This is a genomic window from Ruegeria sp. CL7, from assembly GCF_056536445.1.
Window position 1 is genome coordinate 221,639 of the sequence record NZ_JBQFPQ010000003.1, and the last position, 11,827, is coordinate 233,465.

At 57.0% G+C, this 11,827-nt stretch carries 10 protein-coding genes and 1 riboswitch; of the genes, 7 read left to right on the forward strand and 3 right to left on the reverse strand.

The features are described 5' to 3' along the window. Nucleotides 1–21: 21 nt before the first annotated feature. Nucleotides 22–127, reverse strand: a riboswitch (TPP riboswitch). A 238-nt stretch (nt 128–365) separates the two neighbouring features. Both dnaJ and dnaK read right to left on the reverse strand, forming a co-directional pair. Further along, nucleotides 366–1,514 (reverse strand): molecular chaperone DnaJ, encoded by a 1,149-nt coding sequence (gene dnaJ, locus ACR0LI_RS11335; protein ID WP_171635418.1) that lies wholly within the window; start codon nt 1,512–1,514, stop codon nt 366–368. Between the two features lie 74 nt (nt 1,515–1,588). After that, nucleotides 1,589–3,496 (reverse strand): molecular chaperone DnaK, encoded by a 1,908-nt coding sequence (dnaK, locus tag ACR0LI_RS11340; RefSeq protein ID WP_209834348.1) that lies wholly within the window; start codon nt 3,494–3,496, stop codon nt 1,589–1,591. Nucleotides 3,497–3,708: 212 nt separating this feature from the next. Between dnaK and ACR0LI_RS11345 the strand changes: the two genes are divergently transcribed. Further along, nucleotides 3,709–4,311 (forward strand): alpha-ketoglutarate-dependent dioxygenase AlkB family protein, encoded by a 603-nt coding sequence (locus tag ACR0LI_RS11345; RefSeq protein WP_480486160.1) that lies wholly within the window; start codon nt 3,709–3,711, stop codon nt 4,309–4,311. On the opposite strand, the gene ACR0LI_RS11350 is transcribed toward ACR0LI_RS11345, so the two are convergent. Further along, a complete protein-coding gene (locus tag ACR0LI_RS11350) occupies nt 4,308–5,132 on the reverse strand; it encodes an ABC transporter permease (protein WP_171616598.1) in 825 nt (274 codons plus the stop codon). The two genes, ACR0LI_RS11345 and ACR0LI_RS11350, sit on opposite strands and share 4 nt — an antisense overlap. 122 nt (nt 5,133–5,254) lie before the next feature. Between ACR0LI_RS11350 and cysQ the strand changes: the two genes are divergently transcribed. The 6 genes from cysQ (at nt 5,255) to ACR0LI_RS11380 (ending at nt 11,825) form a co-directional block, all read left to right on the forward strand. Beyond that, nucleotides 5,255–6,052, forward strand: coding sequence for a 3'(2'),5'-bisphosphate nucleotidase CysQ (gene cysQ, locus ACR0LI_RS11355; RefSeq protein WP_480491687.1), 798 nt, complete (start codon nt 5,255–5,257; stop codon nt 6,050–6,052). Then, nucleotides 6,052–6,852, forward strand: a complete 801-nt coding sequence (locus tag ACR0LI_RS11360) for a 3-deoxy-manno-octulosonate cytidylyltransferase family protein (RefSeq protein WP_171724024.1) — start codon at nt 6,052–6,054, stop codon at nt 6,850–6,852. Before cysQ ends, ACR0LI_RS11360 begins: the two co-directional genes overlap by 1 nt. A gap of 70 nt (nt 6,853–6,922) precedes the next feature. Next, on the forward strand, nt 6,923–7,906 hold the full coding sequence (galE, locus tag ACR0LI_RS11365; protein ID WP_171724023.1) for a UDP-glucose 4-epimerase GalE: 984 nt from the start codon (nt 6,923–6,925) through the stop codon (nt 7,904–7,906). A gap of 7 nt (nt 7,907–7,913) precedes the next feature. After that, nucleotides 7,914–8,957: a glycosyltransferase family 2 protein gene (locus ACR0LI_RS11370; RefSeq protein WP_480718529.1), complete on the forward strand. Its 1,044-nt coding sequence runs from the start codon at nt 7,914–7,916 to the stop codon at nt 8,955–8,957. Nucleotides 8,958–9,141: 184 nt separating this feature from the next. Next, nucleotides 9,142–10,128: a glycosyltransferase family 2 protein gene (locus tag ACR0LI_RS11375; RefSeq protein WP_171635782.1), complete on the forward strand. Its 987-nt coding sequence runs from the start codon at nt 9,142–9,144 to the stop codon at nt 10,126–10,128. Continuing rightward, on the forward strand, nt 10,125–11,825 hold the full coding sequence (locus ACR0LI_RS11380; RefSeq protein WP_171724021.1) for a DUF5927 domain-containing protein: 1,701 nt from the start codon (nt 10,125–10,127) through the stop codon (nt 11,823–11,825). The genes ACR0LI_RS11375 and ACR0LI_RS11380 overlap by 4 nt, the downstream gene beginning before the upstream one ends. The last annotated feature ends 2 nt before the right edge of the window (nt 11,826–11,827 follow it).

The following is an 11,827-nucleotide window of genomic DNA, read 5'->3' on the forward strand; positions in this document are numbered from 1 at the left end:
CAACGGAGTAGAGAAAACGTCTGTGTTCAAGAGACCGTTCCCTACGCCGGAATTGCCCGGATCAGGTTCGATGGGTTAACGCGGTCGCGTCTCTCAGCCCTGTCAAAGGGCACCCCAACGGTTGAAGCGGACAATCTCAGGGTCGAGGGCCGGAATCAAGACTCAATTTTCCAGATGTATTGCCACTTTCAGCTTTCTGCTAAGGCCAAAACTGCATGTTTAGAACAGTGACATGCGAGGCTCTGCCTCGCGCTCCGGGATATTATTCGCCAGATGAATACAGGGTCCCTTGCTTCATCTGGCTGAAAATATCCCGGGGGAGTCGCCCAAAGGGCGGCGGGGGCAGAGCCCCCGTTCCTGGTCGTTCAGCCTTTCATGCCATCCCAGAAAGACTTGACGGACGAAAAAAAGCTTTTTGATTCCGGATGGTTGTCTTCACCCAGATCATCAAACTCGCGCAGAAGTTCTTTCTGGCGGCTGGTCAGGTTGACCGGGGTTTCCACGGCCAGTTCAATGAACATGTCACCAACACCACCGCCGCGCAACGCAGGCATGCCTTTGCCGCGCAGGCGCATTTGCCGACCCGACTGGCTTCCGGCCGGAATCTGAACACGGCCGCGACCGCCATCAATGGTCGGAACCTCGATCGATCCGCCCAGCGCCGCCTTGGCCATGCTGACCGGCACGCGGCAGTAGAGGTTTACGCTGTCGCGTTCGAACAGTTTGTGCTCGGCCACTTCGACGAAAATATACAGATCGCCCGGAGGGCCGCCGCGCATTCCCGCCTCACCTTCGCCTGCCAGACGAATTCGCGTACCGGTTTCGACACCGGCAGGAATGTTCACCGACAAAGCGCGGTCTTTTTCGACCCTGCCGGCCCCCTGACAAGATTTACAGGGGTTCTTGATGATCTGACCCAATCCCGAACAGGTCGGGCAAGTCCGTTCTACCGTAAAGAAGCCCTGTTGTGCCCGCACTTTCCCCATGCCCGAACAGGTGGGGCAGGATGTGGGTTCAACGCCACCTTCAGCCCCGGTACCTTCGCAGGACGAACACGCCACGGCCGTTGGCACGTTGATGGTTTTTTGCAGGCCCGAGTAGGCTTGTTCCAGCGTCACACGCAGGTTGTAGCGCAGGTCCGAGCCGCGCGCGGCGCGACGTCCGCCGCCGCCCCTTTGACCACCCATGAAATCACCGAACAGGTCGTCAAATACATCCGAAAATGCACTGGAGAAGTCGCCTTGACCGCCAAAACCGCCACCGGGGCGGCCACCGCCGCCCATGCCGTTTTCAAATGCAGCATGGCCAAAGCGATCGTAAGCCGCCTTCTTTTCGGCATCGCGCAGCACGTCGTAAGCCTCGTTGGCTTCCTTGAACTGCGCCTCGGCATCCGGGTTGTCCTTGTTGCGGTCTGGGTGCAGCTCTTTGGCTTTCCTACGAAAACCCTTCTTGATCTCATCCGCCGAAGCGCCCTTGGACACGCCGAGCACTTCGTAATAGTCGCGTTTTGACATCAGTGTTTCCTTCCGCCTCAACGTAAATAGGCCGGCCCGGCATCCGGACCGGCCCATACTGGCCCGGTTACCCGTTACTTACGCTTGTCGTCGTCGAGGTCTTCGAACTCGGCGTCAACGATGTCATCGTCGCCTGGTGCAGCGTCTGCGGCAGCGGGTTCCTCTTCGCCTTCTTCGGCTTGCGCCTTATAGATGGCTTCGCCCAACTTCATCGCGGCTTCGGTGACGTTCTGGATGCCCGACTTGATCTTGTCGGCATTTTCGGTTTCCAGCTCGTCCTTCAGCGCGGCGATCGCCAACTCGATGGCTTCGATCGTGGTCGGGTCGACCTTGTCGGAATGCTCTTCCATCGACTTTTCGGTCGAATGGATGAGGCTTTCCGCCTGGTTCTTCGCCTCGATCAGCTCGCGGCGTTCCTTATCGGCTTCCGCGTTCTCTTCGGCGTCCTTGACCATCTTTTCGATATCCTCATCGGACAGCCCGCCCGATGCCTGGATGGTGATCTTCTGTTCTTTGCCAGTGCCTTTGTCTTTGGCCGAAACCGAGACGATGCCGTTGGCGTCGATGTCAAAAGTCACCTCGATCTGAGGCATGCCGCGCGGTGCCGGCGGGATGTCTTCAAGGTTGAACTGACCGAGGATCTTGTTGTCCGCAGCCATTTCACGCTCACCCTGGAACACGCGGATGGTCACGGCGTTCTGGTTGTCCTCGGCGGTCGAGAAGACCTGAGACTTCTTGGTCGGGATCGTGGTGTTGCGGTCGATCAGGCGGGTGAACACGCCACCCAGCGTTTCGATACCCAGCGACAGCGGGGTCACGTCCAGCAGAACCACGTCTTTGACGTCGCCCTGAAGAACACCGGCCTGAATGGCGGCGCCCATGGCAACCACTTCGTCCGGGTTCACGCCCTTGTGCGGCTCTTTGCCGAAGAATTTAGTGACCTCTTCGATCACTTTCGGCATCCGGGTCATACCACCGACCAGAACAACTTCGTCCACGTCAGCAGCCGACAGACCCGCGTCTTTCAGAGCGGCCTGGCACGGTTTCAGCGACTTCTTGATCAGGTCCGACACCAGCGATTCCAGCTTGGCACGGGTCAGTTTCATGACCATGTGCAACGGCTGACCGTTGGCGCCCATCGAGATGAAGGGCTGGTTGATCTCGGTCTGCGAGGTCGAGGACAGTTCGATCTTGGCTTTTTCAGCGGCTTCTTTCAGACGCTGCAGGGCCATCTTGTCCTGAGACAGATCGACACCGTGTTCCTTTTTGAACTCATCCGCCAAGTAGTTGACGATGCGCATGTCAAAGTCTTCACCACCCAGGAAGGTGTCGCCGTTGGTCGACTTAACCTCGAACAGGCCGTCGTCGATTTCCAAAATGGTCACGTCGAAGGTACCACCACCAAGGTCATAAACCGCGATGGTTTGGGTTTCTTCTTTGTCCAGACCATAGGCCAGCGCAGCCGCTGTCGGTTCGTTGATGATCCGCAGCACTTCCAGACCGGCGATTTTACCGGCGTCTTTGGTGGCCTGACGCTGGGCGTCGTTGAAATATGCCGGAACGGTGATAACCGCCTGCGTGACATCTTCACCCAGATAGCTTTCGGCGGTTTCCTTCATCTTGCCCAGAGTGAAGGCCGAGATCTGGCTCGGGGAATACTTTTCACCGCGGGCTTCAACCCACGCATCACCATTGCCGCCATTCACGATGGAATACGGCACCATTTTCTTGTCTTTTTCGACTTCTGCATCATCCACGCGACGACCGATCAGACGTTTGACACCAAAAATCGTGTTGTCGGGGTTGGTGACCGCCTGACGTTTTGCAGGCTGACCGACCAGTCGCTCATCTTCGGTGAAGGCGACGATCGAAGGCGTGGTCCGCGCCCCTTCGGCGTTTTCGATGACCTTCGGCTGCGAGCCTTCCATGATGGCCACGCAGGAGTTCGTGGTTCCCAGGTCAATCCCGATTACTTTTCCCATTTTTGCAATCCCTTTCTCTTCAAGGCGATGTCCCGAGGGTCGGACCCTTTATGGCATCCCACCCCCGATCTGATGTGCGCGACAGCACTACCATCGCGCGTCCCGGCGTATATAAGGGCGAGGCAAGAGGCCTGCAAGCACCGTAGAGTGCGGGTTTTCGGGAATTTGAGGTCTTTTTTGGCAAGAAATTGGAAAGGTTTGGGGTTTCCGGAATGACGCGAGTTGTCTTGCGAGGGTTCGAAATCAGGAAAGGCTATATTGACCCTGCTGCCCAGGCACGGCTGATCGCGGCCCTTCGACCGATTCTGAAAGCGGCACCCTTGTTTCGACCCGTCACGCCTTCGGGCAAAGAGATGTCGGTAAGAATGACCTCGGCCGGGGATCTGGGATGGGTGACCGACAAGGCAGGCTATCGCTATCAGGACAAGCACCCGAAAGGCGGGGTCTGGCCTGAAATCCCCCCGGTCATTCTTGGTATCTGGCACGATCTGGTCAGCACCGAGCGCGCACCGGATTGCTGTTTGATCAACTACTACGGGGAAGGCGCCAAAATGGGCCTGCATCAGGACAAGGACGAGGCAGATTTTTCCTGGCCCGTTCTGTCGGTTTCCCTAGGCGATGACGCCCTGTTCCGGATTGGGAACACGACCCGTGGCGGCAAGACCGAGTCGATCTGGCTCGGCTCGGGCGACGTGGTAGTGATGGGCGGCCCGGCACGATTGGCCTATCACGGAGTCGACCGGATCAGATACGGATCATCCCGGCTGTTGCCAAAAGGCGGACGGATCAACTTGACGCTGCGGGTCGCATGTTAGCGGCGCGCGTTCCAGCTTTGTGAAACATGCTGGCGCGTGAAAAACTCAGCCATCAAACCGATCATCAACAAAGCTATCCCGACCCATAGCGCGTATTCCCAACTTGTGTTTCGCGGAAAGTAGTTTCGGAAGATGAAGCCCCGGCACTGGTCGATAATATGAAACAGCGGGTTCCAGGCGAACATCATCAGCAATCCGCCGCCCAGCGTGTTTGCGACGAACATCTTTCCCGAAAACACCATGTTCAGGCGACGGTAGATATTGGTGAGCATTCCCACAGTCGTCGGAAACCAGGGTTTCATCGCCATGAACACCAAACCCACGGCGCATCCGGTAAACCAGGCCAATATCAGCATCGCGAAAGCACCGCCGGGATCCTGCACCTCGATCGGGGCGACCGCGACGCTGTAGATGAACAGGATCACGAACATAGCCAGCAGTTGCTTGTAAAGAATACCGAGCGCCGCAGACAGGATCGTCACCATCACATTCATCGGCGAATGGAGCATCATCGGATTGTTCGCGGACCCAACCCCTGAAATCGCGCCTATTGACTGGATGTGCAGCATGAAGGGGAACACGCCGGACAGAACATACAGCAGAAATTCGCCCCTGATCTTTGGAATTCCGCCCCGGCCCATCAGTGACATGAGCAGGTAGAAAGTGGTTCCCATCACCACAAGCTGCAAAACATTGATCAGGATGGCGACTATTGCATTCGGATGTTGCGAGCGCACCTTTCGCACGGTGGCATGGAATACCAGCTCAGCCGTCGTGAAAGCGCCGCCCAGCAGCGTTTGGTTGCGCTTGAAATAGAACATTCAAAGGGTCTTTTCTGCTTCGTCGCCTCTAAACTGGCATGAATATCTTGCCGTTCCGTAACCGCCGCATCATAAGTCGATCGCGATTTTGGATCAACAAACCACAGGAACGGAGCTTTTTTGTGACCTACGATGCGCTTATTCCCGTCATCCGGCGACTGGCTCTGGAGGCAGGCGACAAGATCATGGAAATCTACGAGGCGGATGATTTCGATGTCAAAGTCAAATCCGACTCCAGCCCTGTGACCGAGGCAGACGAAGCCGCTGACGCATTGATTTCGGCAGGCTTGCGTGCGGCATTCCCGGATATTCTTCTGATCACCGAAGAACAGGCCGCTTCGCATTCGGAAAAAGGCGATACTTTCCTCATTGTTGATCCGCTGGACGGCACCAAGGAATTCATCAACCGTCGCGGCGACTTTACCGTCAACATCGCGCTTGTCGAAAACGGAGTGCCAACCCGGGGAGTGGTCTATGCCCCGGCGCGGGGTCGGATGTTCTTCACGTTGGCTGATGGCCGCGCGGTCGAGGAAACGGGCGCTTTCGACAAAAACGAGACCGGTCCTTTGACGCCCATATCAGTCTCTGAACCGGATAATTCCGGGCTTTTGGTCGTGGCGTCGAAGTCCCACAGGGATCAGGCCACTGAGGACTACATCAACAAATATCATGTGAAGGACAGCAAAAGCGCGGGTTCGTCGCTCAAGTTCTGTCTGGTTGCCACGGGCGAAGCGGATATCTATCCGCGCGTCGGGCGCACGATGGAATGGGATACGGCGGCAGGCCACGCGGTACTGGCCGGAGCCGGTGGCCAGGTTGTGCGTTTTGACGACCATACTCCGTTGGTTTATGGCAAGGATGGCTATGCAAATCCGTTCTTTATTGCTTACGCTCCGGGTGTTGAACTGAAGGAAGCCTGATGTCTGTTCTGATTGCCATTCCAGCCCGTTACGCCTCGACCCGCTATCCCGGCAAGCCACTGGTTCCCCTGACCGGCGCAAAAGGCGCATCCATGACACTGATTGAACGGTCCTGGCGTGCAGCCATGTCAGTCTCGGGTGTCGATCGCGTTGTTGTTGCGACGGATGATGAGCGCATTCGCGACGTGTCCGAGGGCTTTGGGGCCGAGGTCGTGATGACCTCGGAAAACTGTCAGAACGGCACCGAACGATGCGCCGAGGCGCATGAGGTTCTGGGTGGCGGGTATGAAATCATCGTCAACCTGCAAGGCGACGCTCCGCTGACCCCGCATTGGTTTGTCGAAGATCTGGTTTCCGGCCTGCGCGCCGCCCCGGATGCCGGTGTTGCGACCCCTGTCCTGCGCTGTGACGGCAGTGCGTTGAACAGTCTGCTGAATGACCGCAAGCATGGCCGTGTAGGTGGCACGACGGCAGTGTTCGGACGCGATCACAGTGCGATGTACTTCTCGAAAGAGGTTGTTCCCTTCACGTCGCAGACATACGCCGGCGATGAAGCGACACCCGTGTTTCACCATGTCGGCGTTTACGCCTATCGGCCCGACGCTCTTGCGGCGTATCCGGGCTGGCCAACCGGGCCTCTGGAACAGCTGGAAGGCCTGGAACAGCTCAGGTTCATGGAAAACGGGCGCAAGGTTCTGTGCGTCGAGGTCGAGGCAAGGGGCCGTCAGTTCTGGGAACTGAACAACCCGCAGGACGTGCCCAAGATCGAAGAGATGATGGCAGCCATGGGGCTGGAGTGACGTCTTTTCCCCATGACTCTGACGGCGCCCCTGTAGAAACTGTGCCTCAACCAGCCCCAATGGATATGCCATGAAGACAATTCTTGTCACCGGTGGTGCCGGGTATATCGGCTCACATGCCTGCAAGGCGCTTGCGCAGGCAGGTTACCTTCCTGTGACCTACGACAACCTGATCACGGGTTGGCAGGATGCGGTGCAATTTGGCCCTTTTGAACAGGGCGACCTTTTGGACCGGGACCGCCTGGATGAGGTGTTCGCGAAACACAAGCCAGATGCGGTGATGCATTTCGCGGCGCTCAGCCAGGTTGGCGATGCCATGCGCCAGCCCGGCGTGTATTGGTCGAACAATGTCACGGGCTCGCTGACTCTGATTGAAGCAGCCGTCGAGGCCGGCTGTCTGGATTTCGTATTTTCGTCCACATGTGCAACGTATGGCGAGCACGACAATGTGGTTCTTGATGAATCCACGGCGCAGTATCCTCTGAACGCCTACGGGGCATCAAAACGCGCGATCGAAGATATCCTCAAGGATTTCGAGGCGGCTCATGGGCTGCGCCATGTCATCTTCCGGTATTTCAACGTTGCAGGTGCAGACCCCGAAGGAGACGTGGGCGAGTTTCACCGCCCCGAAACCCATCTGATCCCGCTGATGTTGGACGCGATTGACGGCAAGCGGGACGGTCTGACCGTCTTTGGCACAGATTATGATACGCCCGACGGCACCTGTATCCGCGATTATGTACATGTTTGCGATCTGGTAGATGCGCATATTCTGGGGCTGGGCTGGCTGGAACAGGGCAAAGGCAGCCGTGTCTTCAATCTGGGCACCGGGTCCGGGTTTTCCGTTCTTGAGGTGATCGAGCAATCCAGGTCCGTCACCAACCGTCCCGTGCCGTATACAGTGGGCCCTCGTCGGGCAGGAGATTGCACCAAGCTGGTATCTGGTTCTGTGCGGGCTGAAAATGAACTGGGATGGAAGCCAAAAAGATCTACGTTAGAGACGATGATCGCAGACGCCTGGCGCTGGCACCAGAACGGCCACTACGAAAAATGAGGACCCGGTGACATCCAGCTCTGCTTTGACACTTCCCCGGATCGGATGGGCACGGAAGTACAGGTTGCGCTGGAAACGCCGGCGGCTGCTCTGGAGGTCGCTGCGCAGCCGACATCAGTTGACCCGCCAGAAGGATCAGACATCCCGAATCCAGCGGGGTGACATATTGGCCTTTGTCACCTTGCGCAATGAAATCATCCGCCTGCCCTGGTTCTTTCGTCACTATCGCGCCTTGGGCGTCGATCATTTTCTGATCGTCGACAACGGCAGCGACGATGGATCATCCGAGTATCTGCAAGATCAACCGGATGTCTCGGTGTGGAGAACCCATTCCAGCTATCGTGGATCGCGGTTTGGCCTGGACTGGCTGACCTGGTTGCAGATGCGCTATGGCCACCGCCACTGGTGCCTGATGGTGGATGCGGATGAACTGCTGGTCTATGCCCACTGCGACACCCGGTCCCTGCATGACCTGACAACCTGGCTGGACCTGCACGGGAAGATCGGGTTCGGGACGCTGATGCTGGACCTCTATCCCAAGGGCCCCTTGGGTGATGCGGCTTATGACCCGGACACCGACCCCACAAATCTGCTGTGCTGGTTCGATGCAGGACCGTATCGCGCGCAGCGGCAAAGCCCGATGGGCAATCTGTGGGTGCAGGGTGGCGCGCGGGAACGTATTTTCTTTACGCAAACCCGGCAAAGATCACCCACGCTGAACAAGATCCCGCTGATGCGCTGGTCGCGGCGCTATGCCTATGTGAACTCATGCCATTCTGCCCTGCCGCGCCGCCTGAACGAAACCTATGATGGCCCGGGCGGCGATACCCCGTCGGGCGTGTTGCTGCACACGAAGTTCCTGCCGGACGTTATCGAGAAATCCAATACCGAAAAGCAGCGACGCCAACATTTTCATGATCCGGACCAATTCGGGCCATACTACGATGGGATAATCAACCAGCCGGACATGTGGACCCCACAATCGGTGCGCTACACCGGGTGGAGCCAGCTGGAACAGTTGGGTCTGATGAACGGCGAAGGCTGGGATTGAAAACGAAAACAAGGGCATCAACCGCACGTTTACAGTTTGCGGGTTTTAAAGACGTTGCGTCAGAAGATGCAAAGATGGCATAAACCGGTAATGCCATGTCGTGCCAACTGTCACGGCTGGTTCGGGGAAAGCTCGCGTTATAAAAAGGTTGGGCAGTCACGTGAGCCTGTTTGAGTCCTACAAAATGAGATTGCGGCGCAAGCGCCGTATTCTGCGCTGCCTCAAACGACGCCGCGAGCTCAAGCCAGTCAGCAACAACACACAGGCCATACGGCGTGATGATATCCTGCTGATGAGCGTTGTGCGGAACGAGAAAATTCGCCTGCCCTTCTTTCTTGAATATTATCGCAAACTGGGCATCAACCATTTTCTGTTTGTCGACAACAACAGCGATGATGGCAGTTTTGAATTTTTGAAAGAACAGGCTGACGTTTCGGTCTGGCGGACGACGACCAGCTACAAACGGGCAAGCTATGGTCTGGACTGGTCGAACTATCTGCTGCGCAAATACGCGCACGATCACTGGGTGCTGAGCGTCGATCCGGACGAATTCTTCATCTATCCGTTCTGCGACACCCGTCCAATCCGAGCCTTGACGGACTGGCTGGATGGCAGTGCCGTGCGCAGTTTTGGCACGATGCTGATCGACATGTACCCCGAAGGTCCGGTGGACGCCGACCCCTATGCCGAAGGTCAGAACCCGTTCGAAATCGCGCGCTGGTTCGATCCCGGGAATTACATGATCACCAAGAACCCCGAGTACAAGAACCTTTGGATTCAAGGGGGTCCACGGGCGCGCGTGTTCTTTCAGGACAACCCCTCCAAAGCACCGGCGCTGAACAAGATTCCGCTGGTAAAATGGAACCGGCGCTATGTTTATGTCAGCTCGACCCATTCGCTTTTGCCGCGCGGGCTCAACCAGGTTTACGACGAATGGGGCGGCGAAAAGGCCAGCGGGTCACTGCTTCATGCCAAGTTGATCAATACTCTTGGGGAAAAAGCCCGCGAAGAATTGCAGCGTGGCCAGCATTACCGGGGCTCGGGCGAATACAAGGCATATGCAACCCGGCTTGAGGACAAGCCTGTTTTCTGGTGCGAATGGTCCGAGGCCTACATCAACTGGCGACAGCTTGAGATCCTGGGCCTCATGTCGAAAGGAAACTGGGCATGAGCGGTCTGGGTATTGTCATGTTGGTTCATACTTCGCTGGACCGCGCCGAGCAGGTCGCACGCCACTGGACAGCAGCAGGGTGCCCGGTGGTCATCCATGTGGATCGCAAGGTGCCAGACACTGTTTTTTCCCGGTTTGTTGCGTCCTGTTCGAACAATCCATCGATCGTGTTTTCTGACCGACATCGCTGCGATTGGGGTGGCTGGGGTATCGTTGCCGCCTCGCAAAGCGCGTCCGAGTTGATGCTGGAGCGTTTCCCCGAAGTTCGGCATGTATTTCTTGCCTCGGGGGCCTGCCTGCCCTTGCGACCGGTTCAGGAACTGATCGATTACCTGTCAGACCGGCCGCGTGTCGATTTCATCGAAAGCGCGACGACATCCGATGTCAGCTGGACCATCGGCGGGCTGGATCATGAACGGTTCACCCTGCGGTTTCCGTTTTCGTGGCGCAAGCATCGCAAACTATTCGACGCACATGTAAAACTACAGCGTCTGATGGGCTTTCGCAGGAAAATCCCAGACGGACTGGTTCCGCATATGGGAAGCCAGTGGTGGTGCCTGACCCGCCAAACGCTGTCGGCAATCCTTCAAGACCCCAGGCGCAAGCTGTATGACAAGTATTTCCGTCATGTCTGGATTCCGGATGAAAGCTATTTCCAGACACTGGCGCGCTTGTATTCCACGCATATTGAAAGCAGGTCCCTGACGCTGTCCAAATTCGATTACCAAGGCCGCCCGCACATCTTCTATGACGATCATCTGCAATTGCTGCGTCGATCGGATTGTTTTGTCGCCCGAAAAATCTGGCCCCGCGCAGAGCGATTGTACCAGGCATTCCTGACAGATCAGGCCGGGGCGATGAAACCGGCAGAGCCCAATCCGGGCAAGATCGATCGCGTGTTTTCCAAAGCGGTGGAACGGCGAACTCGTGGGCGCGACGGGCTGTATATGCAAAGCCGGTTTCCCCGCCATGGCAGTGAAAACGGTCTGACATCGTCACAATATTCCGTATTCCAAGGCTTTTCGGAACTGTTCGAGGATTTCGAACCTTGGTTGGCCGCAACCACCGGGGCCAGAGTCCACGGGCATCTATTCGGGCCGGAACGCGCCGAATTTTCGCAAGGAGAAGCCATAACAAATGGCGCCCTCAGCGACAGTGCGGCGCTGCGGGACTATAACCCGACCGCCTTTTTGTCGAACCTGATCTGGAATACGCGCGGTGAACGCCAGTGTTTCCAGTTCAGCCCGCGGGACACTCAGGAAATCAACTGGTTTCTGGCACGGGACAAGAACGCTCAGATTTCGGTCATCACCGGCGCTTGGGCGATCCCACTGTTCCGGTCCAATATGAATTTCTCGGAAATCCGAAGTGAGGCGGCGCGCCTGCAACAAATTGAAACCAAGCAGCTGGAGGTGCTGACATCGGTCTGGACCAAGGCGCGGATGCGCAGTTGGACGCTGGCCGACTTCATTGAATCTCCGATGGATGCCTTGCTGGGCATTCTAGAAGAAATCGGCATGCAGCAGACCAGCCATCTGACCGAAGTGCCAACCATGGTCGAACTGTCCGGATTCGGGAAGTTCCTGCAAAACCTCAAGAATCAGGGAATGCACCCATATCTGATGGGTGATTTCCCGGCGGACGATGTGTTCGGTCGCCAGGAAAAGCCATACCGAAAACCGTATCTGGTGCAGTGATT